The organism is bacterium 336/3 (assembly GCA_001281695.1).
Taxonomy (GTDB): Bacteria; Bacteroidota; Bacteroidia; order Cytophagales; family Thermonemataceae; genus Raineya.
The window spans coordinates 3,414,755-3,440,401 of the sequence record LJIE01000001.1 but is presented as its reverse complement, the minus strand read 5'-3'; the positions used below and the strand labels follow the sequence as shown (position 1 = coordinate 3,440,401).

At 32.6% G+C, this 25,647-nt stretch carries 25 protein-coding genes and 2 pseudogenes; 6 read left to right on the top strand and 21 right to left on the bottom strand.

Annotated elements, in window-relative coordinates; all coding sequences use genetic code 11:
- Positions 1-99 precede the first annotated feature (99 nt).
- Both AD998_16220 and AD998_16215 read left to right on the top strand, forming a co-directional pair.
- A complete protein-coding gene (locus AD998_16220; protein ID KOY87476.1) occupies positions 100-732 on the top strand; it encodes a peptidase in 633 nt (210 codons plus the stop codon).
- Positions 733-795: 63 nt separating this feature from the next.
- Positions 796-1,215: a hypothetical protein gene (locus AD998_16215; GenBank protein KOY87475.1), complete on the top strand. Its 420-nt coding sequence runs from the start codon at positions 796-798 to the stop codon at positions 1,213-1,215.
- Between the two features lie 37 nt (positions 1,216-1,252).
- On the opposite strand, the gene AD998_16210 is transcribed toward AD998_16215, so the two are convergent.
- The 11 genes and pseudogenes from AD998_16210 to AD998_16160 all read right to left on the bottom strand — a co-directional run bounded on the left by AD998_16210 (position 1,253) and on the right by AD998_16160 (position 10,866).
- Positions 1,253-1,696 (bottom strand): hypothetical protein, encoded by a 444-nt coding sequence (locus AD998_16210; GenBank protein KOY87474.1) that lies wholly within the window; start codon positions 1,694-1,696, stop codon positions 1,253-1,255.
- Positions 1,693-2,256 carry a hypothetical protein gene (locus AD998_16205; GenBank protein ID KOY87473.1) on the bottom strand — a complete coding sequence of 188 codons (564 nt, stop codon included), beginning with the start codon at positions 2,254-2,256 and terminating at the stop codon, positions 1,693-1,695. Before AD998_16205 ends, AD998_16210 begins: the two co-directional genes overlap by 4 nt.
- 76 nt (positions 2,257-2,332) lie before the next feature.
- The gene (locus tag AD998_16200; protein KOY87472.1) at positions 2,333-2,917 is read right to left on the bottom strand and encodes a hypothetical protein; all 585 of its coding nucleotides are present in this window, start codon (positions 2,915-2,917) and stop codon (positions 2,333-2,335) included.
- Complete coding sequence (locus AD998_16195) at positions 2,917-3,579, bottom strand: hypothetical protein (GenBank protein ID KOY87471.1); 663 nt, start codon at positions 3,577-3,579, stop codon at positions 2,917-2,919. The genes AD998_16200 and AD998_16195 overlap by 1 nt, the downstream gene beginning before the upstream one ends.
- Positions 3,580-3,597: 18 nt before the next feature.
- Positions 3,598-5,427 (bottom strand): endonuclease I, encoded by a 1,830-nt coding sequence (locus AD998_16190; GenBank protein ID KOY87470.1) that lies wholly within the window; start codon positions 5,425-5,427, stop codon positions 3,598-3,600.
- A gap of 307 nt (positions 5,428-5,734) precedes the next feature.
- A complete protein-coding gene (locus AD998_16185) occupies positions 5,735-6,952 on the bottom strand; it encodes a hypothetical protein (protein KOY87469.1) in 1,218 nt (405 codons plus the stop codon).
- A 4-nt stretch (positions 6,953-6,956) separates the two neighbouring features.
- A pseudogene (locus tag AD998_16180) lies at positions 6,957-8,312 on the bottom strand (hypothetical protein).
- Between the two features lie 451 nt (positions 8,313-8,763).
- Positions 8,764-9,381 carry a hypothetical protein gene (locus AD998_16175; GenBank protein KOY87468.1) on the bottom strand — a complete coding sequence of 206 codons (618 nt, stop codon included), beginning with the start codon at positions 9,379-9,381 and terminating at the stop codon, positions 8,764-8,766.
- Between the two features lie 6 nt (positions 9,382-9,387).
- Positions 9,388-9,783 (bottom strand): hypothetical protein, encoded by a 396-nt coding sequence (locus AD998_16170; GenBank protein KOY87467.1) that lies wholly within the window; start codon positions 9,781-9,783, stop codon positions 9,388-9,390.
- Between the two features lie 61 nt (positions 9,784-9,844).
- Positions 9,845-10,438, bottom strand: a complete 594-nt coding sequence (locus AD998_16165) for a cAMP-binding protein (protein KOY87466.1) — start codon at positions 10,436-10,438, stop codon at positions 9,845-9,847.
- Positions 10,435-10,866 carry a hypothetical protein gene (locus AD998_16160; GenBank protein KOY88255.1) on the bottom strand — a complete coding sequence of 144 codons (432 nt, stop codon included), beginning with the start codon at positions 10,864-10,866 and terminating at the stop codon, positions 10,435-10,437. The genes AD998_16165 and AD998_16160 overlap by 4 nt, the downstream gene beginning before the upstream one ends.
- Before the next feature lie 241 nt (positions 10,867-11,107).
- On the opposite strand from AD998_16160, the gene AD998_16155 reads away from it, so the two are divergent.
- Positions 11,108-11,440: a hypothetical protein gene (locus tag AD998_16155; GenBank protein KOY87465.1), complete on the top strand. Its 333-nt coding sequence runs from the start codon at positions 11,108-11,110 to the stop codon at positions 11,438-11,440.
- A 49-nt stretch (positions 11,441-11,489) separates the two neighbouring features.
- On the opposite strand, the gene AD998_16150 is transcribed toward AD998_16155, so the two are convergent.
- The 5 genes and pseudogenes from AD998_16150 to AD998_16130 form a co-directional block, all read right to left on the bottom strand.
- On the bottom strand, positions 11,490-12,305 hold the full coding sequence (locus AD998_16150; GenBank protein ID KOY87464.1) for a hypothetical protein: 816 nt from the start codon (positions 12,303-12,305) through the stop codon (positions 11,490-11,492).
- 9 nt (positions 12,306-12,314) lie between these two features.
- Complete coding sequence (locus AD998_16145; GenBank protein ID KOY87463.1) at positions 12,315-12,956, bottom strand: hypothetical protein; 642 nt, start codon at positions 12,954-12,956, stop codon at positions 12,315-12,317.
- Between the two features lie 134 nt (positions 12,957-13,090).
- A pseudogene (locus tag AD998_16140) lies at positions 13,091-13,726 on the bottom strand (hypothetical protein).
- Positions 13,727-13,733: 7 nt separating this feature from the next.
- Complete coding sequence (locus tag AD998_16135; protein KOY87462.1) at positions 13,734-14,711, bottom strand: tryptophanyl-tRNA synthetase; 978 nt, start codon at positions 14,709-14,711, stop codon at positions 13,734-13,736.
- A gap of 63 nt (positions 14,712-14,774) precedes the next feature.
- The gene (locus AD998_16130) at positions 14,775-15,770 is read right to left on the bottom strand and encodes a hypothetical protein (protein KOY87461.1); all 996 of its coding nucleotides are present in this window, start codon (positions 15,768-15,770) and stop codon (positions 14,775-14,777) included.
- A gap of 186 nt (positions 15,771-15,956) precedes the next feature.
- Here AD998_16130 and AD998_16125 point away from each other — a divergent pair, with 186 nt between their 5' ends.
- From AD998_16125 to AD998_16115, 3 genes are all read left to right on the top strand, one after another.
- Positions 15,957-16,421: a hypothetical protein gene (locus AD998_16125; GenBank protein KOY87460.1), complete on the top strand. Its 465-nt coding sequence runs from the start codon at positions 15,957-15,959 to the stop codon at positions 16,419-16,421.
- A 78-nt stretch (positions 16,422-16,499) separates the two neighbouring features.
- Positions 16,500-17,774, top strand: coding sequence for a transcription elongation factor NusA (locus AD998_16120; protein ID KOY88254.1), 1,275 nt, complete (start codon positions 16,500-16,502; stop codon positions 17,772-17,774).
- Between the two features lie 239 nt (positions 17,775-18,013).
- Positions 18,014-20,935 (top strand): translation initiation factor IF-2, encoded by a 2,922-nt coding sequence (locus tag AD998_16115; protein ID KOY87459.1) that lies wholly within the window; start codon positions 18,014-18,016, stop codon positions 20,933-20,935.
- 81 nt (positions 20,936-21,016) lie between these two features.
- On the opposite strand, the gene AD998_16110 is transcribed toward AD998_16115, so the two are convergent.
- From AD998_16110 to AD998_16090, 5 genes are all read right to left on the bottom strand, one after another.
- Positions 21,017-22,108, bottom strand: a complete 1,092-nt coding sequence (locus AD998_16110) for a hypothetical protein (GenBank protein KOY87458.1) — start codon at positions 22,106-22,108, stop codon at positions 21,017-21,019.
- 71 nt (positions 22,109-22,179) lie between these two features.
- The gene (locus AD998_16105) at positions 22,180-23,409 is read right to left on the bottom strand and encodes a hypothetical protein (protein KOY87457.1); all 1,230 of its coding nucleotides are present in this window, start codon (positions 23,407-23,409) and stop codon (positions 22,180-22,182) included.
- 49 nt (positions 23,410-23,458) lie between these two features.
- Entirely contained in the window at positions 23,459-24,034 is a 576-nt protein-coding gene (locus AD998_16100; protein ID KOY87456.1) for a hypothetical protein, read from the bottom strand.
- Positions 24,034-24,585 (bottom strand): hypothetical protein, encoded by a 552-nt coding sequence (locus tag AD998_16095; GenBank protein KOY88253.1) that lies wholly within the window; start codon positions 24,583-24,585, stop codon positions 24,034-24,036. The genes AD998_16100 and AD998_16095 overlap by 1 nt, the downstream gene beginning before the upstream one ends.
- 13 nt (positions 24,586-24,598) lie before the next feature.
- Positions 24,599-25,516, bottom strand: a complete 918-nt coding sequence (locus AD998_16090) for a hypothetical protein (GenBank protein ID KOY88252.1) — start codon at positions 25,514-25,516, stop codon at positions 24,599-24,601.
- Positions 25,517-25,647: the final 131 nt, after the last annotated feature.

Sequence of the window (25,647 nt, the reverse complement as noted above, 5' to 3'; positions counted from 1 at the left end):
TAAAGTTACAAAATTTATTTCAATTCTAAACTTTTTAATCATAGATATGTTTTGTAGATTGAGTTGTAATAGAGATAGCAAAATATTAGCAAAAACGTGATGACTATATTTCTTCCATTTTTTCCTCTGAATTTAGTTGCTTTTCCAACAGAAAAGCTTAATTTACATATTTTTGAACCTCGTTATCGTCAGCTCATTAGAGAGTGTATAGATGAAAACAAAACATTTGGGATACCTGCCTACCTCAACAACAAAGTAAAACCTATTGGAACAGAAATGAAAGTGTTAGAGCTTTCAAATCTCTATCCTGATGGTAGAATGGATATAAAAACAGAAGGAATTAGAGCTTTTAGAGCACTTTCTTTTCAAAATCCCATCCCTGAAAAAATGTATTCAGGTGGCGAAATAGAGTTTTTAGACAATGATTTTGAAAGCGACTGGCTTACTCGTACAAAAGCGATTGAAATGATAGATAAGCTTTATCAAATATTGAATATAGGTCATCCTTTTGACTACTCAAGAGAACCATTGTCATTTCAGGTGGCTCATAAGATAGGTTTTTCTTTAGATCAAGAATATCAATTACTTGAAATCATGGATGAAATCCAACGCCTTGAGTTTATCATAGAACATTTAGAAAAAACATTACCTATAGTAGAAGAGGTAGAACGTACCAAAGAACTTGTCAAAATGAATGGACATTTTAAAAATTTGAACCCTTTACAATTCTAAATTGTTGTAGTGTTCAGAAGATAAAAATATATCAATTTTATAACTCATAATTTATAACTCAATATGTATCCTGAAGAATTGGTACGCCCCATGCGTGAAGATTTGGTGAATGTAGGTTTTCAAGAACTCAAAACAGCCGAAGAAGTTGCAAATTTGATGAATACTCAACAAGAAGGAACTATCCTAATGGTGATTAACTCTGTTTGTGGCTGTGCTGCTGGAACGGCTCGTCCTGGAGTTAAATTGGCTTTAAGTGGAACAGAGAAAAAACCTACAACACTTGCGACAGTATTTGCTGGTATGGAAAAAGATGCTGTGGCAAAAGTAAGAGAATATACTTTGCCTTACCCTCCCTCTTCTCCAGCCATTGCTTTATTTAAAAATGGAGAATTGGTTCATTTTGTAGAACGCCATCATATCGAAGGACGTTCAGCTCAGATGATAGCAGCCCATTTACAACAAGTATTTGAAGAATTTTGCTAAAATAAAAACCCTCTGAAATAGAGGGTTTTTTGTTTGTTTATTTTTGATAAAACATATTATCTACTGCATATTTACCACTTCCATGAATGGTTACAATCAATGATAGCCCAATAATCAATAAATGATATTCAAAACCTTCACCTTTCTGATTACCCAGCCAATTCATAAAAAAACCATTGTCAAGGTGAGATGTAAAAATAATTCCAAGCATCAAAACAATCATACATAAAGCCCATATTCTGCTTGTGAAACCCATAATTAAAAATATTGAACCAAAAAATTCTATCAAAATTACCAAAAAACCAATTATCCAAGGTAATTGCATGGTGGTTGTAAAAAATGACATGGTAGCATCAAAACCAAAGCCTCCAAAAATTCCCAATAGTTTTTGAGCTCCATGAGGTAGTATAATCAAACCTATTGTTATTCGAGCTATTACTCCTGCCCAATCTTCATGATTTTTAAATATTAAATCTTTCATAAATTGTGATTGTTTTTTAATTTGTGTGTGATTTGTGCAATGCGTTTTCCAAATAATTCTGCTGTTTCTAAACCTTTTGGAGCAATAATTTCTTGAGTAGAATTGTTAGAAAGAGTCATAAGTCCCAAATAGCTTCCAAGTCCGTTGGGTTCTTCAAGTTGCCTGTCATTTTCAAATTTGGGAAGTATTCCCATTGAAACCCAAAGCATACTATGTTGAGCTGCAAAAAGGCAAATTTGCTGAAGAGTGTTCAGTTTATCCCCATTTAGTGTGGAAGAATTGGTAAACCCTGCTGCAAGTTTATTTTTCCAAGGCTGTTTGTACCAGAATTTTCCAGTAAATTCCATGAATTTTTTAAATTCAGCAGAAACACTACCCATGTAAGTAGGACTTCCAAATACAATAGTATCTGCCTGATGTAATAAGTCAATATTACTTTGGGCTTCTGATGTAGTGAGTAAAATGGCTTGAGGAGTTTCGATTAAAACTCCTTTTAAGACATATTCTGCAACAATTTTAGTGTGTCCATACCCACTATGATAAACAATAACTATGCTCATAAATTCTATTATTTTGTTATTACAAAACAGTAGAAAATAGTGCAGATAAAAATTAAAGTAGTTTAATGAATTTTGATTATTTCTTTTTAGCTATCTTTCTTCGAAGCATACTCAAAAATACAGGAGTAATGCCCAAATAGGCAGAAATATGCTTTTGAGAAATACGTTGTTCTAGTGTGGGATATTTTTTGATAAACTCTAAATATCTCTGCTCTGCTGTCAATGAAAGGTTCTGATTAATTCTATTTTGTTGTGCTATGAAAGCATTTTGTAAAATAATTCTGAAAAATCTTTCAAACTTTGGTACTTGGATATAGAGTTTATCCAAATCATCCTTACTGATTTGCAATATATCAGTATCTTCAAGAGCTTCTATGTAATAAGAAGAAGGTGTTTGTGTGAGAAAACTGTATAAATCCCCAACCCACCAATTCTCAATCCCAAACATCATGACATGTTCATAACCATTTGCATCAATGTTATAAACTCGCAGACAACCTTTGACAATGAAATTTTCAGTTTTACAGATATCGCCTTGTTTTAAAAGAAACTCTTTTTTCTTTAATTTTCTTGGATGTAATAGAACTGAAAAATACTCGATTTCTTGGCTATCAAGTTGAATATATTTGCCAATATGTTGAAATATAGGATAATACATCATTACCAATATCTTTTGGGTGCAATTTCAATCCAATCTGTTTGTAAAGATAGGTTTTTAGGTTCAGAAGGTTGTAAACTTTGAGAGTAATCACCTACTTGTTTACCTTTTTGTGTTTGAAATACAAAATACAAATGGTTCGTTGTATCTACAATATTTTCATTTCCATTTACCCAGTTTAATTGTGCTTTGGAGTGAGGATAAACTTTTAAAATTTCATTTACAGAAGAACCTTTATGCAAACCTTCAATGGTTTTAAATTTTGGGTCTAGAACTATAATAGAATACAGCGTATCTGTCAATAATTTAGGTATCAAACCAAAAAGAGCCTCTTTTTTGTGGTAATATAAATAAATAGAACTACCACCATCAAGACCAAAATCGTTAGCAGAATCAATTTTTTTATCTAAAGCACTAAATTGTTTTTCAGCTTCTTGGATGGTCATGCCTAACTTGATGTTTCCTAATTGTCCTTTTTGAATGGTAAACTGAGAAAAATTGAAATCATCTTGTTTTGCTTGAGAAGAATGAGCATTTTTAGAGTCTGATTTGCAACTCCATAGAAAGAGACCAAAAAAGAAAATAAATGGATAGATGACTTTCATGTTTTTTAATTTCTCAAAATTAAGTAAACTCAGAAAAGCTACAAAAAAAGAGTGGTACAACTACCACTCTTTTTTCATCTATTCTATAATAATCTTTTTACTAATAGCTTGTCCTTCTACACCAATTCGTAGAATATAAATACCTTTAGGTAAATGAGAGAAATCATATTCTTTTTGGTCTGTATTCAATTGTGTATGCACTTTTCTTCCCATAGTAGAGTATATCTCTAAATTATATTTTTCTACACCAAAGAAATCAATCATGAAATATCCTTTAGAAGGGTTAGGGTATACACTAAAATTATTCAGAGGATTCGCTAAATTGTTATTTGCTGTTCTATTGCCTAAGCCCGAACAGTTATCATTGGCAAAAGTATCCCAGTCAGTAGCACTATAAGTAGCTTTGGGGGCAGTAGCCGTAGATTTTCTTCTTAGCGTAATATCAGCAGCAAAATTAGCTGTACCACCATTAAAAGTGCCAATCACATCAATTAAAACACCATTTTTAAATAAACCTACTGCATCATTACCATTAAAAGCCATTTCAGTGGCAGATGTAGAAATATTTGCAGAAGCTGTGCTATAACAAGCAGAAGAAATAGAGCTATTGACAATCACAAATTTACCTCCATTAGCAATTGTACCTGTAAGTGCAAGTCCTGTACTCCAAGAACCTGAACCATTGGTTTGTCTTCTGATAGAATATGTTGAGAGGGATATAGATGTTCCTGTTTCATTTTTGATTTCTAAGGCTTTGTTATTGGAGCTTCCTTCTACATATTCAGATAGATACAAATCTGTACGAGTAGTAGTTGATGTTGCATTGGTTGTAACAGAAAGACTTGTACTATTTGCTGAAACATTTCCAGCAACATCTTTTGCTTTTACAGAAAAACTATAAGTAGTATTTGCTGTAAGCCCAGTAACATTATAAGAGGTAGTAGTTACGGTTGCCACAAGTGTTGTACTTCTATATACTTCATAACCTGTTACACCTACATTATCTGTAGAAGCATTCCAAGAAAGAGCCACAGAAGTAGATGTTTTACTTGGTGAAGTTAAGCTTGTGGGAACAGAAGGAGGTGTCGTATCTGAACTGCTTCCTCCACCCCAAATTAAATTCACATAATTAGGGTTATCGATAAAAGGGTTTCTATTGCCTTGTCTTGCATAAATAGCGTTGTTACGAGCTACTTCTCTTGCACTTACAGGGTCATTGGCATGCCACTGCAAAAGCATATTTAAAAAGGCTGGTGTAAATACCTGATTACTGGTTCTGTTAAACATGGCATACGAATAGCCAGCTACTGTATTTTCGTATCTGGTAGCAAAATAAAAATACATACGAGCTATATCACCTTTGAAGGCATCAATAGGTTCAAAAACAGTACCTGTATAACCTGAAACAGCACTTGTTCCTAATTTACTTCCATTACGAGATACATAGCTTGATGCAGATACTTTGCCATGTGGATAATTAGAACGAATTCCATTCACTTTGCCATCAGTAGGAGGGATGAAATGGGCATCAGAAACCATTGGAGCAACCTCCGCAAAAACAGATTGAGGGATGATATGCTCTCTATTATAGCAATCTCCCTCATTGGCGTAAGTTCCACATTGTTCAGTTCCATAAATAAATGTATAAGGGTCTGTACCTATTGGATTTTCAGAATAAATGTCCATAATGGTGTTGTCATTCTCATACTGATTATCCCTGTCAGAAGTAGAGTATGTAGTCCAAAGACCACTATAACCCCTATCTGTATGCCCTTTAATGATATTGTAGAGTTGTGTTTTGAGCGTATAGCCTGTACTGGTGGCTGTATTGTAATAACCTGCTGGAGCTTGTCCAAATGCAACGGACGTGATAAGAAAAACAGCTCCTAAAAGTGAGATTTTAGTCATGAAAATGGATTTTAAATAAGCATTGTTTATGTGTTACATTATTGCTAAAAAATAAAGGTGCAAAATTAAGATATATAAAATTTTATATTGATTTTATAGAAAAAGGTTTTGTTATGTTTTTATAAACTTAATTTTAATAAAATTTTATTTTTTAACATTAATTTAATAACAAGATATACAATTATCTAATTAAAATACAAATGATAGGCTAAAAATTAAAAAAGAGTTAAATGTTTAATTTATAAAACTTTAGAAATACAGGTATTTCATATTCTTATATTTGTTAAAAAAAATATTCTTGGGTGAATTAGTTAATAAAACCTAATTTATTGGATAAATTAAAATCAGGGAATATTTTCTTTAAATCTGAACCAGGTACGTTTAATCTTTGTGTTAAAATTTCTCCAAGAATAGTTCTATAATCTGTAGTAACAGCCAAATCTACTCCATTATCAAGTTGTTCAGTGGCTAAACCATTCCACTTACCATACATTTTCCCACCTTTTACATTTTTACCCAAAGCAAACATAACTCCTCCAAATCCGTGGTCTGTACCATTACTATAATTGCTTTTTACACGTCTGCCAAATTCACTCATCACTAAAATGGAAAGCTTGTTATGATATCCTGATAAGTCATTATAAAAAGCCATTAATCCTTCAGATAAAGCTTTGGTGAGCAAATCAAATGTCCAAGACTGATTTTCGTGTGTATCCCATCCTCCAAAATCGACAGTAGCTACTTGTAATCCTACATCCATTTTTATTGTTTGGGCTATTGTTTTGAGCGAATTACTAAAGCTTTGTGCATACCAAGCATTGGGGTAATCTGTAGAGGATATATATTCTTTGGGCTGTTTTTGTTGAATAGTTTTAATATTTTTGAGCGTATTTTGTACGGTTTTATCTAATAATGTATCTCCATTGTATAAACTTTTAAGTAAACCTTTCAGACGAGGGTCTCCTTTTAAATTAAAATCTTGAGGCTTGCTCATAGAAATAGCTTGTGAGCTACCCAATAATGAAAGAGGTATATTTGAACTTGCCAATGCTGGAATAGCTCCATCTAACTGTTTTTGATTTAGATAGCGAGCAAGCCATCCATCACTGATATTTTGTTTTTTTGTGATACCTTTTTCAATGAGGTCTTGGGCATCAAAATGACTTCTAGTGCCATTAGGTAGCCCACAGGCATGAATGATTGCTAAATTTTGATTTTGATAAAGATCAAATAGAGGTTTAGCAGATTTATGAAGAGCAAAATCTAATTGATTGAGAGTGTTTTTTAATAACCAGCCTTTGTTTTCGCCAGTTTCTGTAATGCGTAAATTTTGAGACCTTGCATCAATGTAATTTTTATCACTGATAGGAGCCACCATATTTAAAGCATCACAACCTCCTCTTAAAAATACTAGTACGAATATATCTTTATTATCTTGCTCTGAAAAAGTAAAAGTTTCAAAAGAACTTAATGCAGAAACAGCTACAGTAGAACTACAACCTATAAGAAAATCACGTCTATTCATAAAATCATCTAATTTGGAATTCAGGACTCATGGTAATCAATAAAATCATATTCATAATTTTATGATTCTTATCTCTGTCATCATAAAAAACGGGTTCTTCATCTATATCACCTCCTCCAGCAATAAAATTGGCACATTTTTGTAGTAATGGTTCGCTATATTTAATAGGTAAGAGCTTACTAAGCCAATGTTGAGCTATTTCTTTAGGTGTTTTAATGCTAGGGGGAATTTGTAAGTTTAGTGGTTTTGTGATTTTATGCCAATCTTCACTGATAAGAGCAATCAGACTATTCCATCTGGTAAGTAAAAAATTTGGATTGTGCCAATAAGTAGCCACATCAGGATGCCCTGTGGGAGTTGCCCACATAAAAGGTGTGTGACCTGTTTGAGCAAGTAAATAAACCAACATCTGATTGGGTTGAATGTCAATTTGTAAACTCCTTAACGTTGAGACAAACAACTCAAAAGGACGTTTGCTTTTTTTGCCTGAACTCTCTTTAAACTCTTCTGAGGTAAGAATTGTCCATAGAACTTGTTTGATTTGCTGAGGATTCTTCAGATTTGCTTGCCACACTTCCACAGCTTTTTTGATAAGACTTTCTGGTGGGTTATCAGAAACAAATCTTCTACAAATTTTGGTACAAATAAACTTAGCAGTGGATGGATGAGCTGCTACTAAATCCAAAACTTTTAATCCATCTGCCATTGGAGGCTGATTTGGAGGAAACTCTACTCCTAAAACACGTTTCTGATAATTATCATGCCAACCCTCAAAGTATAAAAATTCACCAGTATTAGGGAATCTACCTCCTTTCTGATTATCAGAGCCATCTGCAACTGTCCACCCAGTAAAAGATCGAGCAGCCTCATAAACATCTTCATCTATATAGCCAATAGGTTTTTCTTGGAGAGCATTGGGAACTTCCTTCCAACGATTATACAAATGATTTAGGTAGCTTTCAGCACCTAAGGTATGTAATTCAAAGAGTTCACGGGCATAGTTTTCGTTAGCAGGACTGGCTTTTGAATTGTAATTGTCTAAATAATAAAGCATTGCAGGGCTTTTGGCGATAGCTTCCAAAAACACTCTGAAATTTCCAAAGCAATGTTTACGAATGGTTGCATCATATAGAGGAAGTGAAATAGCAATCCGTTCATCAGCTAAAATGCTTACATTGAAATGGTTATGCCAAAACTCAACCATCATTTCTTTGAGTTGCCACTCACTATGCAATGCTCTTAGCCAAGTATCTGCATACACCTCAAATGCAGGTAAATTTTTTTCTTTTACATCAGGTTTGTTGAATTTTGAAAATAACTCTTGAGCAGATAATTTAAGACAAGTAAAATTTCTGGTTTCTTGCTTCTTATTTTGCTCAATAGTATAAGTAGTACTTTGAAATTTCTGAAAATATAGAGCATCTTCGGATTCTTTGGGGGATAGCTGGCTTTCTAAATAACTCTGAAACCCAATTTTACGTACCTTTTCAGCCAAAGCAGGAGTAAGTCCATAAGTTATTTTTTGAGCAAGCAATAAATCCAAACTCATATATTTTTTACATTAATAATCAGATGACAAAGTATGTAAATATAAACATTAACAGTTTAAATAAACATTTTTTGCATCAAATTATTATCAAATATTAACGCATGGTAGGAGATACATAATATACTTTCCTTGTATGACAACGAGGGCTACAAGAAAATGAGAGTGTACAGATTGTTATAAACAACATTGCAGAAATAAGCCTTTTCATAGTGTGGAGATTTAAGATTACATAATTATATTAATCAAAATCCCTGCCAAGTATTTAATTGCCTATCAATACTTTATATTCTTTTGGAATATTTACACCTTGAAAACCATTGGTTGCCCCATAAAAAATTGAAGTAAGAACTAAAAAACCTACAACCAAAATTATTATAGATTGTTGTTTGGGAGATATACCCCAAATTATTTTTTTCATTTTTTTTGAATGAATAGCTGCAATATGTCCAAAAAACGAAAAAATAGCCAATCCGTAATAAGGAATAAAAAACAAATTGAAAGGAAACGTATTGAGTCCTGCTACACCAAAATAAAAATTAGTATCTAAATTTAATACTAAACGCCCTGTCATGACAGCTGAGACATGAATAATAAGAAAAACAGCCAAATAAAGCCCTGAATAAATATGTAATTTATCAAAGAAGGAAAATGCTGTTTTTCTAGATTCTCTAAATAACACTAAACCTGAAACAATTTGCACCAATACAGCTATCAGTAAAAATGCTTCTACAAAGATATTTCGATAAATCACTCTTAACGAATTCATCAACACAATGTGTTTTTCAGCACCCAAAATGCTCCAAACATGATTGAATAAATGTATTCCTACAAATAGGGAAATAAAAATACCTGAAAAATGATGGATGACTTTTCTATTCATAAAATTTTATGATTCTATCCCTAAATAAATGAGTCCTGAAATTACAAGCATCAATATCCATTGCCACATGATAATAAATATTTTGGGGAATTTTTTAGAAACTGCCAATGCTAAAAAGAAACCAACACCATACATTAAAAAATAAAGAGATAAAAGTTTTAAAATGAGTGTTTTGTCTTGAAAAAAGTTGCTAAAATTTACCAATCCTAATAAAACAGTAGCTAAAAGAAAATCAGCAGAAACAATATGAAAAGCCCCACGCCCCATTGACCAATAAACCCTGAAACGAGTTTCTTGTGTTTGGTCAGGTTCAAGGTGCATATACTCTTTATCTCCCATAAAGGTATGTATAATAAATGTAATGAATACCAATACATTAGCTGAAATAAGGGTTGCGTTCATAATACTTGTGTGTTGTTTTGACAAATGTCGGAGAAAGCAACATTAAAGCATTTGATTTATATCAAATTCGATTTTTTGGGCTACGAATTCTGCTTAAAGTTTCTAATGTAATACCTAAAAATGAAGCAATGTGAGTAAGTGGGACACGTTGTGTAATATCAGGCCTAATAGTCAAAAGATTTTCATAGCGTTGTTGTGCTGTTTCAAACTGTATGGAAACAACTCTTTGTTGTAATTGTAAAAGCGTTCGAGTAATGGCTTTGCTTGCCAATTTTTCAAAATCATGATATTTGTCTGAAAGTTTCAGAGAATCTTCTCTTGAAAATTCTAGAAGTTCACATGCTTCCAATACCTCAATATAATGTGGGCTGGGAATATCCAAAAAAAAGCTATTGATAGCAGAAATGAAATCATTTTCGAAGGCAAGCCAATCAGTAATATCTTTTCCATCTTTTAAATAAAAAGCCCTTGCACAGCCTTTTATGATAAAGTATGTTTTATTAGCAAATTGTCCTTCTTTTACAATAATGGTAGGCTTATCAAAGGATAAAATTTTAGAAACAGATGATAAATCAGTGATACAAGCCTCAGAGATGGGAGAATACAATTCACTGATGTAATGAATCACTTGTTTTATGTCAGTATGATCAATCATGAAGTCTTAAAAACCTCTAAAATAATAGCTAAAATGCTTATAAACAAGCATAGAGGAGAATAAAACTTGGTATCCATTTTCCCGAATTCAGTATTTTTTACTTTTTTGAAAAAGCCAACATACTTAAATTCTCCAATGGCTCTAGCCAAAAATATAAAAATAATTATCCATAAACCGTACTGATTCAGCCAATTCCAATCTAACAACGATATGATTTTTCCTTTTTGAAGTACAATCAAACCAAAACTTAAAAGTCCTCCACCCACAACAATACACTCTAAAAAAGCAGGCTGTATCAGTTTTTCGTTGTTTTCTTTAGTTGGTAAAGCTGTATCATAGCCCCAACGACCACCAAATGCCCAATAAAAATGAATGATGGATAAAACTAAAAATATGATAAAAAGGACAAACACTACGATATTTTGCATGTATTTTAAAAAAAAATCAAGATAAGAATCATCTGAAAATGAAACAAAGATAAAAATTAAAACGAATTTCTTCATTTAAAAATACTCTTATGGATTGTTTTCTGTAAACAAGATTTTATAAAAGGTAAATGGTTCCACCTCAAAATATCAAACCATAATTTTTTTGATAATTACACAAAAATTTATGAACTTTTGTGTAATTATTTTTATGACATAAATATCAATCTTTATAAATATTGCTATGAATATTCTGAAAATCGTAGGTTATAGTATAGGTACAAGTATTCTGATGGGGATAGTTTTCTTTGCTGTGGGTATGTTTTTTGAAGTAGATACTCGTCCCACTGAAACTGTACTCAAATATGACCAGAAAAAAAAACAATATAAAGAAAAAACAAGAATTGTAGAGAAAGATATTAGTGGTAATATGACAGCATATTTTACTATGGCAGGGATATTAATAGGACTTGTTTTAGGGGTTTTTCTGGCATTGGACAAAGGAACTCCTATATCTAAAACAGAAGATAAAACCATAGATAAACCTGTCAAGAAAACTCCACCTAAAATCCCATAAAGTTACCTTTAAATAAATTCTCTTAGAAATGAATAAAGTACTATTGAAGTCATCTTACAATACTATCCAAAAGCTTGTTTAGTTCTTCTTTTACCTGAAACGGACTATTTAGAAATAAATCTTTCAATTCAAATTTAATGTTATCACTGACAGAGTCTTTATGTTCTTCTACAATATCTTTGATTTTATATTGATAATCAGTATTGAATCGTAAATTTTGTCTATCCACAATGCCTTGTTCTACTAATACTTTGGTTTTTTTAGGGCAACGACAAGGGTTATTCGGGTTTATTAGTCCACATTTTCCTGATACATAATTTAATAAATCAGATTTTGCTCTGTGTAGTTTAATACGATAATTGGCAGGAGAAATATCAAACAATTCAGCACCAATATTGTGATCAGCACCAAAAATTTCACCTATAATGTATAACAGTCGTTGTTCTCTGTTCAAACACATCAACATGGCAGAAGAGCATAAAATGCGTACTTCTTCGATTTCTTGTTCGCTAAACACATTTTCATTTTCCATGATATTTTCTATTGGGTATTCGTTGCTTTTGAGAGCAAGTTTTTCCATTTTTCTTTCTGGGGAATTAAGAAAATGGTTGAAAACAATACGATAGAGCCAAGTTCTAAAATTACTATCACCCTTAAACGATTGAAGAGCTGTCATAACTTTAATCAATACTTCTTGGGTTGCATCCAAAGCATCATCTGGATTAAGAAAAAACTTAAGAGCTACATTATAAATGTAATCTTGGTGTTTTTTTATCAGTTTTTCTAAGGCTACTTTATTTCCTGATAGAGAAGCTTCAATAAGTTCTCTATCAGAAATATCTTGATAATGAGTTGAAAATAACATAGATTATATTTATTTAGAACACGTAATGATCAAAGGAATATCAAACTCTTCATGAATTTGTTTTGAATCTTTAAAATAGTTTTTTGCCGAATCTTCATTTTGCCAAATACTCAAAAAACAAGACTTATTTTGAGCATCTTTGAGACTTAATAGAGTTAAAAGCCCTTTGGCTTCACTGTTTACACTATTTTCATCACTGATAACAGCCCAAAACCTTCCTTTAGGCTGGTTTGGAGTTGCATATTCAGTTACTTTCTCAATAGTATAATATAAAACCTCTCCTTTTTTTCCATATTTTTTTTCTGTTCGTTCAAACCATGTTGGATTGAACCATTTTTCTGCATCTGTTTTTTCTTTCCAGAGATAAATCCCTCCAAAGTAATTATGGTTAGCAGTAAAAGAATAAAATTTCTTACTTAATCCATGAATAGCCTGATACTCAGGGATACTTTCTTCCATTTTACCTGCCACCAATCCTCTCCAAGCATACCAAGGTTTTTTAACTTTGGTAATGACAAGTACATGATTATCAGAACTGGTAATTGCTGTTTTCAAAGGGGTAATAAATACTTTCTCAGAAGAATTACAAGCCATCAGTACAACACTGAATACGAAAATTGATGCAAGGGGTTTTAAACTAAGAGTTGCCATATTATTTTAAATTTTTAAGTGAACAACTCTTAGACAAGAAAAATAAAATGTGTTACAAAACTTTTTTATATTTCTAAAAAATCATACACTTTATCTTGTTGCCAACTCTCCAAACATTGAAATTCTCCTTTCAAATTTACCAAAATCAGTTGGTTGGCAAGTTCTAAAGCCAAATCTACTTCATGAGTAGAGAGCAAAATACATTTTTCTTGCTCTATGGCTATTTTTTTGAGAAGACTCATCATTTGTTTTCGATAGAAAACGTCCAAATAAGCAGTAGGTTCATCTAAAATGATGATGGGAGTATCTTGAGCCAAAGCTCTGGCAAGCATGACACGCTGGCGTTCACCATCACTGAGAGTGTGTAAATATTTGTTAGAAAACGCTTGTAGATGTGTTATTTCTAGGGATTTCTCAATAATTTTTTTATCTTCTGAATTATATTTTCCCTGCCAATTAAGATAGGGAGTTCTACCAAAAGCTACAGTTTCATAAACTGTTAAATATTCTGTTTGAGGCTTATCACTCAATACAATGGCTACTTTTTGGGCAATATCTTGGAGTTTAAAATTTGATAAAGGAGCGTTTTCTATAAGTATTTCGCCTGCTGTTTGGGTTTGCAGACCACTCAAAACCCGAATCAAGGAAGACTTGCCTGCTCCATTTCGCCCAAGCAGGCAAGTAAGTTGCCCTTTTTTACAAGAGAAATGCATATTTTTAAACAATACTCTCTGAGGGTAACCTACCTGTAATGCTTGTACTTGTAACATATATATTTTATCCTCTAAAACCTGTTACTTCTCTGATTCTATCAAGGGTTTTCAAAGCAATTTCTTTGGCTTTGGCTTCGCCCTTTCTTAAAATCCCCTCAATTTGTTCAGGATTTTGCATATACTCATTGAAAAGCTCTCTTTCTTTGGCAAATTTGGTTTCCAAAACAGCTTGTAACTCTTGTTTTGCATGTCCATAACCAAAACCTCCACGCAGATAATTTTCTCGCATGATTGCAATCTGTTCAGGGCTTGCTACCAAACGATACAATGCAAATACATTGCAAGTATCTGGATTTTTAGGCTCCTCAAGAGGTGTAGCATCTGTAACAATACCTGAAATCTGTTTTTTAAGTTCTTTACTAGGCAAAAAGATGTCAATAAAATTATTATAAGATTTACTCATCTTCCTGCCATCAGTACCAGGTATAATCATTACATCTTCACTAATTTTGGCTTGAGGGATTACAAAAATTTCTTTTTGGTAATGATAATTCACTTTTTGAGCAATGTCTCTTGTGATTTCCAAATGTTGTTGCTGGTCTTTGCCCACAGGTACAAATTCAGCATCATAAAGTAAAATATCAGCAGCCATTAGCACAGGATAATCAAACAAACCAGCATTCACATCTGCTAAATTTTCTGATTTATCTCGAAATGAATGAGCATTGGCAAGCATTGGATATGGTGTAAAGCAATTGAGATACCATGTAAGTTCACAAACTTCGGGCAGACGAGATTGACGATAGAAAAAATTTCTTTCTGTATCAAAACCGCAAGCAAGCCATGCAGCAGCTACTGCGTTTGTACTTTCGATACGTACTTTAGCATCTTTAATGGTAGTAAGTGAATGAAAATCAGCAATAAAGAAAAAAGATTCATTTGCTGAATTTTTAGACATTTCGATGGCAGGCAAGATAGCCCCCAATAAATTGCCCAAATGAGGTCTTCCCGAACTCTGGATACCTGTAAGAATACGAGCCATAAAATAAAAAGATAGTTGGTATAAAATTAATTTGTAATGAAAAAAAGGAAAATTCTTTGAAATTTAGATTTTTGAAGGGCGTACTAAGGCAAAATGCCAGACTTCGTTTTTGAAGTTGGGAGCAACAACACCCATTGCATAGCCTTTGGCGGTGGTTTCCCAAAAATAATATTTTTTTCCTTTGTATTTCATAAAATCGCCATGAGCAGGCATATTAATTCCTAACATACAATGTGTTTGACTGACAAATATAGCAACATCATAACCAAAATGTGCTAAAACGGTATATAAAAATACACTTCTTGTGTCGCAATCACCTTTCAAATTATAAATAAATTCAGATGGAGAAGTAAGTCCAAAACGAATTTCAGGTAAACATTCCTTGCCTTCATCATGATATTCTTCAAAAAAACCACCCCATTTACGAGCTTTTGTGCAAGACTCTGGATGCACAAGTACATAAGGGATACTTTGTACATAACTTACAACCATTTCAGCAAACTGTTTCTCAGTCAATTTACGTGTCTCCCTGATTTTAGCAAAGGTTTTATAAATTTTCTGCATTTTTTCTTTATTATCCTTTGTGAGTTGCAAGTACACCTTTCCATAATAATCTCTCACACTACCATCTGAAACAGGTTCAGGCAGTTTTTCTCTAAAACTCTCAGCTTGGCAAGCCACTTGTGGCAAAACCGTAAATTTAGCTTTGAAAGTTTTGTTTTGTAAATCTTGCCAATCTTGTTGATGTGTCACATGTTTAATTTTACTCTCACAAGGCAAAATCTCATCAGGTTCTTGGACTTTCTCGTACGTAGCTTCATCTTCTTCTTCTAAAAATACCACTTCCTCCTGTTTTTTAGAGTTATTATCAGTTTTGGTGTTATTAGATGAATTTTGTTGGGTAGAATCCTCCCATAAACTGGCTAATTGCTCAAAGCAAGCTTCGAAAATAGGCTCAGTAACAGGGGCAATGGCTTGATAAACAACAGTATCTTTGGCAAATGCTCTTAGCAAAACCACAAAAATAACAGCTCTAAAAGACCATTTTAAGACATTCATACCTTTTTTATTTAGTTATGTTTAGCAAATATAATAAATATTTTTGAAATACTTTTTAGATTTTTTTGACTAAAAAAATTTGTTTTTCTGATAGATATAGCTAAATTTGCGTCAGAAAAATGATAGCTCTTAACCAAGAGGGGACGCAAAGTCCCCTTTTATTTTTGCTTTTTAATAAAAATAACCATGAATTTAGAATCTGAAATCACCAAAATTGTAGAATCTATTTTAGAGAAAGAATATTTTTTGGTAGATGTACAAATCAAACAACTCAAAGAAAAAAAGAGAGTTACAGTTCTCCTAGATGGCGATAATGGTGTAAATATTGACGTTTGTGCTAAAACAAGCAAAGCTTTAGGCGATTATATTGAACAAATGAACTTGATTGAAACAGCCTATAACCTTGAAGTGTCATCACCAGGAGTTGATAATCCACTTAAATTACTCAGACAATACCCTCAGCATATTGGTAGAACGCTTCTTGTGAACTTAAAAGACAATACAAACGTAGAAGGAGTACTGACCAAAATAGAAAATAATACCATCTCCATTGAGCAGAAAAAAGGAAAAGGAAAAAAAATGGAATTATTAACTGAAAATATTGATTTTGATAATATAGTAGGTAGTAAAGTCTTAATATCTTTTAAATAAACTCTGAATAAAGACAGTTGGCAACAACTGACACATCAATAGATTTTCTTATATTAAAATTGTACCAATATGGTTAATATGGTTAATAACAAAGAGCTTACAGAATCATTTATGGAATTTGCCAAATCAAAAGGCATTGACCGTCCCACAATGATTAGCGTTTTGGAAGAAGTTTTCAGAACCATGATTCGTAAGCAATATGGCACTGATGATAATTTTGAGGTTATTATCAATCCCAACGGAGATTTGGAAATATTCCATTATAGACAAATTGTAGAAGATAATGATCCAGAAATAGCTGTTAATCCCAATTTTATTGCAATTTCGGAAGCTAAAAAAACACAATCAGATTTTGAAGTGGGTGAAGAATTTGCAGAACCAATTGATATTATTAAATTTGGAAGAAGAGTAGTTCAGACAGGCAGACAAACTTTAATTCAGAAAATCAAAGACTTAGAAAAATCAAATTTATACGAAAAATATAAAGATAGTGTTGGAGAAGTGATTGTAGGCGAAGTATATCAAATTGTTGGAAAAGATGTCATAATCATGGATTCTGAAAGTAATGAGTTGTTATTACCCAAGAGTCAACAAATCCCTAAAGATCGTTTTCGTAAAGGTGAAACAGCTAAAGCTGTAATTGAAAAAGTAGAATTAATCAATGGTGCTCCTCGCATCATTCTATCTCGTACATCACCTAAGTTTTTAGAAAGATTATTCGAGCAAGAAGTTCCAGAAGTATTTGATGGACAAATTATTATCAAGAAAATTGTAAGAGAACCAGGTGAAAGAGCTAAAGTTTCAGTAGAATCTTATGATGAGCGTATAGACCCAGTAGGAGCATGTGTAGGAATGAAAGGTTCTCGTATCCACTCCATTGTAAGAGAGTTAAATAACGAAAATATTGATGTTATCAATCATACAGATAATTTAGAACTTTTTATTCAAAGAGCTTTAAGCCCTGCGAAAATCAGTTCTATTAAGATTGAGCCTAATGGAAGAGTATCTGTATATCTTAAACCGGATCAAGTATCACTTGCTATTGGTAAAAATGGCTTGAATATTAAGTTAGCAGGTAAATTGATTGGAAAAGAAATAGATGTGTGGAGAGATATTGATGAGTCTGAATTGGATGAAGAAGATATAGACCTTAATGAATTCAATGATGAGATAGAAGGTTGGATGATTGATGAACTTAGAAAAATAGGTTTGGATACAGCCAAAAGTGTACTTGCTCTCAGCAGAAACGATTTAATTCGTAGAACAGACCTAGAAGAAGAACAAATAGATGAAATTTTAGAAATTATTCAAAGAGAATTTGAAGAACAAGAAGAAGACGAAACAGAAGAATAAAATACTATTTTTCAGGAGCTTTGTATTATAAGCTCCTGAAAAATAATAATATAAATATCTGATAATTAAATGTTTATTCAAAAAATAACATTTTTTAGAAAGAATATTATAAAATATATATTTATCTCTTGAATAAAAAATTTCTACAATCCTAAAAAAACATTATATTTGCACTTTCTTTAAGAAAAATACCAATCTCTTACCGTTAAAACCAATAGATTATTACGAACATCTACTCTATGTCAGAAGAAAAAACAATGAGATTAAACCAAGCTGCAAGGCATTTTAATGTGGCAACTACCAAAATAGTTGAAACACTTGCTGCCAAAGGTTTGTCCATAGAAAACAACCCCAACTTCAAACTCAACCAAAAGCAAATTGAAGTTTTAGAAAAGGAGTTTCGCTCTTCTTTGTTGGAAAAGCAAGAAGCTACTCACAAGAGCTTTGTTGCTAAAACTTTGGAAGTGAAAAATACAAAGACTCCTGAAAAGAAAAAAGAAGAGGAAGTTGCACAACCCACCGAAGAAAAAGAAACTACACCCGTAGAAGAAGTAATCCCTTCTGTAGATGTATCAAAAAAGGAAGAGATTGTAACCAAAACAGAAGATAACAATACACAAGAAACTGAGAAAAAAGTTGGTTTGAGTATTGTAGGAAAAATAGACTTAGATGCTCATAAGAAAGGTGTACAAGTCAAAAAAGAAAAAGAAAATTTTATCAAAAAAGATAATTTTAATAAGAACAAAGACTTCAATAAGAACTTCCATAAGGATAAAGAAAAGCCTAAAGAAATAGTAGCAGAAGTGAAAAAAGAAGTTGTACAGGAAGTAAAGAAAGAAAATACTTTCAAAAAAGAAGAGCATAAAGGGAAAGTAGAAAAATTCCAAAAAGTAGAAAAACAACCTATCAAAGAAGAAGTGGTAGAGAAAAAAGTTACAGTAGAAGAGGATGAAAATATTCCTGTAGAGCTTATCAAAGCAAAAGCAGAAACACTCAAAGGATTGACTGTTTTAGACAAAATACAACTTCCTTTTGATTCTTCTAAAAAGAAAGGCAAACCTGTTGCATCTTCTGATACAAAAGGTGATAAGAAAAAGAAAAGAAAACGTATTAAGAAAAATAGAGCTGTTGAAACGCCAGTTAATAAAACTGGGAATCAGGATGTTAAAAAGACTAATCCAACAACAACAACTACTACGAATAACAATACTAATACAAACAACAATACAAATACTAATAATAACAATAATAAAAAGAAGCGTGTAGATAAAGAAGAGCCTACTGGTAAGGAAATTCAAGACCAAATCAAGGCTACTTTTGCTCGAATGGGTACTCAGAAGAAAAAATCTATCAAGAAAGTTCTCAAGAAAGAAAGAGAAAATGAAGATAGTCTTACAGAGGATAACTCAACAATTCGTGTAACAGAATTTATTTCAGCAAGTGATTTAGCAAACTTAATGAATGCTTCTATCAACGAAGTAATTTCTAAATGTTTGGGACTGGGAATGTTTGTTTCTATCAATCAACGCCTTGATGCAGAAGCGATTACGATTATTGCAGATGAGTTTGGATATGCAGTTGAATTTATTTCAGCAGAAGAAGAAATTGAAGCAACCATTCAAGAACAACAAGATGCTTTAGAAGATTTAGTCAATCGTCCTCCTATTGTAACTGTAATGGGTCACGTTGACCACGGTAAAACATCGCTTTTGGACTATATTCGTAGAACAAACGTTGTAGCAAAAGAATCGGGAGGAATTACCCAACACGTTGGAGCTTACAGCGTTACAACTGAAAATAATAAGAAAATCACATTTTTAGATACACCTGGACACGAAGCTTTTACAGCAATGCGTGCCAGAGGAGCTAAACTAACGGACGTAGCAATTATTGTAGTAGCTGCCGATGATAGTGTCATGCCTCAAACAAGAGAAGCTATCAACCACGCTCAATTGGCGGGTGTACCAATCGTAATAGCTCTATCTAAAGTTGATAAACCTGGTGCAAATATAGATAAAGTGAAAGAACAATTGGCTGCTGAAAATATATTGGTGGAAGATTGGGGTGGAAAGTATCAGTGTCAAGCCATTTCATCTAAGAGTGGACAAGGTATCAATGAACTTTTAGAAAAAGTTTTATTAGAAGCAGAAATGCTTGATCTGAAAGCAAATCCTGATAAAAATGCAGTGGGTGCTGTAATTGATGCAACACTTGATAAAGGACGTGGTTATGTTACCAACATACTTGTTCAATCAGGAACATTAAAAGTAGGAGATATTATACTAGTAGGAGCTTTACATGGTCGTGTAAAAGCAATGACAGACCACATAGGAAAGCCTATCAAAAAAGCAGGGCCTTCAACACCTGTACAGATTCTTGGTTTGAGTGGAGCTCCACAAGCTGGTGATAAGTTCCAAGTAATGAACACAGAGCGTGAAGCCAAGGAAATTGCTAACAAACGTGAACAAATTTTACGTGAACAAAGTATCAGAGCAACCAAACGCTTAACACTTGGAGATATTGGTAGAAGAATTGCATTGGGTAGCTTCAAACAGTTGAATTTGATTATCAAAGGAGATGTGGATGGTTCTGTAGAAGCATTAGCTGACTCGTTACTAAAACTTTCTACTGAAGAAATTCAAGTAAATGTAATTCAGAAAGGTGTTGGACAGATTACAGAAACAGACGTAAACTTAGCAACTATTTCTGATGCCGTTATCATTGGTTTCCAAGTTCGTCCTTCTAATGGTGCTAAAAAATTAGCAGAGCAAGAACAAGTCGAAATTCGTATGTATTCTATTATTTATGATGCAATCAACGAAGTAAAAGATGCGATGGAAGGTATGCTTGCACCACAAATAGAAGAAGTGATTGTAGGAAACTTACAAATCAGAGAAGTATTTAAGATTTCTCGTGTAGGTACTGTGGCAGGTTGTATGGTAACAGATGGTTATATCAAACGTCAAAGTAAAATACGTATCATCAGAGATGGTATTGTAGTACACACAGGTGAACTTGAAACACTTAAACGTTTTAAAGATGATGTAGGTGAGGTAAAAACTAATTATGAGTGTGGTTTGAACATCAAAGGCTTCAATGATATTGAGTCTGGTGATACTATAGAAGTATTTGAACAAAGAGAAGTAAAAAGAACATTATAAAAATTGTTCAATATGATACAAACAAAAAAGCCTTTAGATTTCTAAAGGCTTTTTTGTTCTTTTATAAATAAAAAATAAGTTCTAATTTCCTTTGGTTGCAAGAAAATTGCTCAAGTTAGTTCTTGTACTTGAGAATGAAAATTCATTTCCTACCATAAAATATTGTCTGCGTTCAGCAGGATTAGTATAATCGTACAAATATTTAGCCATATCTAATTTATAACTCTCTATACTAAAATCTTTTACAAGAGTTCTTACTTGGTCAATAGAAAAACAATTATAATTTCTCGTGATATTCTTTGTGATATTAAACTTATTATAAATATTGCTTTCTCTACGAATTGCCACCAGTACATTATTAAATTCGGCATCTTCTACCTTACATACAGTCGGATTTGTAGGATTTACAGGGTTTGTAGAACCATTTCCATTCAAAAATGCCATAAATTGATCCTGATTGGCTTTAGTTTGAAATACCTGATTTGCAGAAGAATAGTTATTTACATCATAAATATGTTCGTATGCAGTACGTAATACATCTAAACGATTTACCTCACTACTAAGTAAACTTGCAACTTTCATCACTTGGCTTGTTGCAAGGCAGTTGTTTTGTACAAATTGTCTTAAAAGATTTAATTTATTAGCCTCATTTTGTCCTTTTATACCACGCAAAGAAGCCTCAAAAGTAACATCAGAAATAGGATAACCACAATTTTTGGTTCCTGAATAGCTTGCAAAATCAGGATAATTATAATTGGGATACTCTCCATTTACAGGATTTACAGGAGTTATTGGATTTACAGGAGTTGAAGTGTTTTTTCCATTTAAAAAATCGTATAGACGAATTGCCATAGAGAATTTTGTAAATACGTCATAGACTTCATAATAATTTTCAGGGTCGAAAACAGTTGCATAAGCCTTTTCAGTATAATCTAAACGGCTATACTCATCATTAAAAAGCATAGCAATATCTTTTACTTGATTGGTAGTAAGACAACTTTCTTGGCTGAGTCTGATAGCTGCTTGCAGTTTACGCCCTTCATTGTTGCCAGTAAGCAACTGCTTTTTTTGATTAAACTCTGCTGAAGAAAGTGGACGCGGGCAACGGCTTTGTTGTGCAAATGCAAACGTTACAAAAATAATTGCAAAAACAGTGAGTAATGATTTTTTCATAAAATAAATAGAGTTTGTTTGAGGGTGTGTAGGCAATTACTTTGCCAAAAGATAAATACGCTAAAAAAATATTAGAAACGATATTGTACTCCACCTGATAACCCTATAGTAAAGTTTTGTGTTTGTTGTAAAGGAGAGTTGATTGCAAAGGGAGAATTTAATGATTTTCTAAAGGTTGGAGAGATATGCAAAAGAGCTTTATCTGAAACAGATACTCCTACTGAAATTTCGGCTAAAGCAGATACTTGATAACGATTTAGGTGTTTTACTACTTGATTGAGTTGTTCTTCTTGAGAGCTAAACGAGTTGTTGAGCAAATAACTACCTTCCGCACCCAAGGCTAAAGCATAACGAAAACGATTTTTCTGTATTTGATAACCTACTTTTACGGGAATACTGATATAATCTGTTTTTTGAATAAACTTTTTGCTTTTAGGTTCAGCAACAGCCATAAAAGTTGTTATCAACATATCTTGATCCTCTGTAACAATAGATTCTACATTTGGAGTTGTTGGAATGGTTGCTATTGCAATAGGAATGGGCGTTACAGGGATTTCACCATAAAACTTAGCTATTTCTGGATATTTATTTTGTGCATTTACATCTAAGGATGCAATATTTCTAGTAAAGTGCAACCCAGTTGTTACATACCAGTGATGGTTGATTTGATAGCCTCCATCAATACCTAATCTCCAAGAAACTAAAGGAGTATAACTTGCTAATTCATCTTTTACCCTTTTTTCTACCTGAGCAATCGCAGGACTTACAAAAGGGCTACGGCTTGCAGTAGGGACTAATGAATGAAAATCAAATTTTGTAAAACTTTGTTCTAAAGAACTATAAGTTTGCATCCAAAAACGTCTTTGTTTAGGTTTACCTAAAACTTCTAAGGGCTTTTCTTCTGATTGCCTTTTAGATAATATTTTTTGAGATTCCAAACCATAATCTGCGGAAGCAACAAATACCAATTTATTTTCGTGTGTAGGTAATGGTTCTTTTTTAATTATAATATTTTTTGCTTTTGTAGGAGTATTGGTAGTAAGCGTTTGAGGCTGATGAATAGTTACTGTCTCATTTTGTTGTTGAGTAAGAGGAGTTGTATTTTCGTTGGAAAACCATAAAAACTGTCCATCCCCTAAAAATAGCGGAAACATGGCAGCAGCCCACCAAAATATCCATTTTTTTGTATGACTTTTTTTACGTTTTTGAGCTAAATGCAATGCAACACCTTCCCAAACTGTTTCGTTTGGGGCAACATTTGCATAAAGCATTTTATCTCGCCATTCCTGTTCAAAATTCATAGTCTCACAATATTATATAAAACGTAGTTTTAAGCTACATATTTTTATTTTACATACTTAATTTTTCGTTATTATGTATAATGCCTTGTTTTAAGGCTTCTTGTTCAATCATTTCTTTTAAAATTTGTTTAGCTCTCGAATATTGAGATTTTGATGTTCCTTCACTGATACCCAGCAATTCCGCAATTTCAGGATGGTTATATCCTTCAATAGCATATAAGTTGAAAACTATTCTATATCGTGGAGCCAATTGTTGTACCATAGCTAACAAATCTTCATAATGAAAATAGTTAAGCAGTTCGCTACTTTCTTGATAGGTTTCTGGTAAATCGGTTACATCTAAGGCTGGAAATAGATAAAGTTTGCTTCTATTTTGTTTAAGAGCTGTATTGATAACTATTCTTTTAATCCAAGCTTCAAGGGTACAGTCTTTTCGAAAGGTATCTATATGGTCAAATACTTTGATAAAGCTTTCTTGTAAAACATCTTCAGCCTCAAGTCTGCCAGAGCAATAGCGTAGAGCTACAGCAAGCATTCTTGAAGCAAAACGTTCATAAAGTTGCTTTTGAGCCTTTGGGCATTGCTTTTTACAAGCTGAAATAATATGGTTTTCGTCAAAAAGCATCAACCATTATTTTGTTCTAAACGATACATAACATCAGACCTCATTACATATTTGATATCACTTAAAACTTCTCCACCTTCATGATACAATTTATGTAAAAAAATTAAACCCATTCCTTTTTTTGGGATAATTTTATGTTTTAGAAAAATAGTTTCTCCTCCTTCATAGCCATCATTGAGATATATCAGAAATGTATAATAACTTGCTTCTACATCATTTCTAATAAAACTACCATCCTGATGTCCTTTAAATTGTTGTCCCTTTTGGTATTTATAAATTCTAAAAAGCTCATTCAAACCTATTGCATTACTATTACCAATTTTAGGAACAACGTGAAATTGTAATCTTGTAAATAATTTTTCTGCTAATTCTGTACTTTTATAAAAGGCTCTATCATTATTCCTTACTTCTGGCATCAGACTACCTATATCTATTTTTGCCATTTCAAAACCTAAATTCTCGCTTAAACTGATAAATTCATCACATTCTTGTTCTGTTAGAAAATTTTCTACAGTAATAACTTTATCAGAAATAAGATGAGTAACCTTCATGGCCATATCTAAATTATAATCTTAACCTTATATACCTTTGAGGGTTCTGACGTAAATCAATTAATAGTTTATTGAGTTCAGCAGTGGTTTTTGTAAGGTTGTCATAAAGGGTTGCATCTTTCATCAAAGCTCCCATGGTTCCTTCTCCTCTATTCATTTTTCCAAGCAGTGTATTGAGCTCTCCAACAGCTTTATCTGCTTTTTCGAGTGTTTTGGCAAACTGCAAACGGTTCAAAGAATCAGCAAATGTATTCATCTTTTTCATTAGAACAGGAAGTTCCTTAGAAGTTTGGGTTAGATTTGCTGAAAGATCTTTGAAGTTACTTGTGGTGGCAAGCAAATTTGCTTGATTAGAAACCAACATGGCGTCCAAAGTTTTAGCTGTTTGCTCAAAAGTTTTTAAGGTATTTTTACTGGTTGTTCCAATCCCTTGAAATTCGCCTAATAAACTATTCAATTTAGCCATTACACTATCTGCTTTGGCAAGTACAGGAGTAGCTTTTTCTTGTACAGAAGCCATAATATCAGGTGTAACAGCCGACTTTAGGGTATCATCATAGGCTACATAAGGCTCTTTTGTATCTAACTGTAAATCAATCATGGTTCCACTCAAAAGTGTACTGTTAAGATTTGCCACTGTACCTTTTCCCATGTTTACTTTTTGGCTTAAGTCTATGGTTACAAGTACTTTCCCATTCAATTTAGGATTTTTATTTTGCATAAAACGAACATCCAACACTCTACCCACAGCCACTCCATTCACACGAACCAAGTTAGCAGGAGCAAGTCCTTTTACATCATCATAAATCACATAATAATAATGACTCCCTGCAAAAAAATCTTTTCCTTTTAAAAAATTAAAACCCATGTACAGCATTGCTAGGGAAATAAGACCCAGTAAACCGACTTTAAACTCTTTAGAAATTTTAATCATAGCTTTTATAAAACGATTGAAAAAATTACACGCAATTTAATATTTTTTCTGAGAATGCTTCAAAGTATTTTCTAAAAACTTGATGTACAGTTTAAATTACAGGTTTTTTTAATATTTTTCAGAAAAAA

Excerpts from the sequence above, each read along its gene's own strand:
- AD998_16095 (KOY88253.1), bottom strand. The coding sequence starts at position 24,585 with ATGAAGGTTACTCATCTTATTTCTGATAAAGTTATTACTGTAGAAAAT.
- AD998_16215 (KOY87475.1), top strand. The coding sequence starts at position 796 with ATGTATCCTGAAGAATTGGTACGCCCCATGCGTGAAGATTTGGTGAAT.
- AD998_16190 (KOY87470.1), bottom strand. The coding sequence starts at position 5,427 with ATGACTAAAATCTCACTTTTAGGAGCTGTTTTTCTTATCACGTCCGTT.
- AD998_16210 (KOY87474.1), bottom strand. The coding sequence starts at position 1,696 with ATGAAAGATTTAATATTTAAAAATCATGAAGATTGGGCAGGAGTAATA.
- AD998_16135 (KOY87462.1), bottom strand. The coding sequence starts at position 14,711 with ATGGCTCGTATTCTTACAGGTATCCAGAGTTCGGGAAGACCTCATTTG.
- AD998_16150 (KOY87464.1), bottom strand. The coding sequence starts at position 12,305 with ATGTTATTTTCAACTCATTATCAAGATATTTCTGATAGAGAACTTATT.
- AD998_16100 (KOY87456.1), bottom strand. The coding sequence starts at position 24,034 with ATGCTTTTTGACGAAAACCATATTATTTCAGCTTGTAAAAAGCAATGC.
- AD998_16165 (KOY87466.1), bottom strand. The coding sequence starts at position 10,438 with ATGATTGATCATACTGACATAAAACAAGTGATTCATTACATCAGTGAA.
- AD998_16220 (KOY87476.1), top strand. The coding sequence starts at position 100 with ATGACTATATTTCTTCCATTTTTTCCTCTGAATTTAGTTGCTTTTCCA.
- AD998_16205 (KOY87473.1), bottom strand. The coding sequence starts at position 2,256 with ATGAGCATAGTTATTGTTTATCATAGTGGGTATGGACACACTAAAATT.
- AD998_16155 (KOY87465.1), top strand. The coding sequence starts at position 11,108 with ATGAATATTCTGAAAATCGTAGGTTATAGTATAGGTACAAGTATTCTG.
- AD998_16120 (KOY88254.1), top strand. The coding sequence starts at position 16,500 with ATGGTTAATAACAAAGAGCTTACAGAATCATTTATGGAATTTGCCAAA.
- AD998_16110 (KOY87458.1), bottom strand. The coding sequence starts at position 22,108 with ATGAAAAAATCATTACTCACTGTTTTTGCAATTATTTTTGTAACGTTT.
- AD998_16105 (KOY87457.1), bottom strand. The coding sequence starts at position 23,409 with ATGAATTTTGAACAGGAATGGCGAGATAAAATGCTTTATGCAAATGTT.
- AD998_16170 (KOY87467.1), bottom strand. The coding sequence starts at position 9,783 with ATGAACGCAACCCTTATTTCAGCTAATGTATTGGTATTCATTACATTT.
- AD998_16200 (KOY87472.1), bottom strand. The coding sequence starts at position 2,917 with ATGATGTATTATCCTATATTTCAACATATTGGCAAATATATTCAACTT.
- AD998_16175 (KOY87468.1), bottom strand. The coding sequence starts at position 9,381 with ATGAATAGAAAAGTCATCCATCATTTTTCAGGTATTTTTATTTCCCTA.
- AD998_16185 (KOY87469.1), bottom strand. The coding sequence starts at position 6,952 with ATGAATAGACGTGATTTTCTTATAGGTTGTAGTTCTACTGTAGCTGTT.
- AD998_16160 (KOY88255.1), bottom strand. The coding sequence starts at position 10,866 with ATGCAAAATATCGTAGTGTTTGTCCTTTTTATCATATTTTTAGTTTTA.
- AD998_16115 (KOY87459.1), top strand. The coding sequence starts at position 18,014 with ATGTCAGAAGAAAAAACAATGAGATTAAACCAAGCTGCAAGGCATTTT.
- AD998_16125 (KOY87460.1), top strand. The coding sequence starts at position 15,957 with ATGAATTTAGAATCTGAAATCACCAAAATTGTAGAATCTATTTTAGAG.
- AD998_16130 (KOY87461.1), bottom strand. The coding sequence starts at position 15,770 with ATGAATGTCTTAAAATGGTCTTTTAGAGCTGTTATTTTTGTGGTTTTG.
- AD998_16145 (KOY87463.1), bottom strand. The coding sequence starts at position 12,956 with ATGGCAACTCTTAGTTTAAAACCCCTTGCATCAATTTTCGTATTCAGT.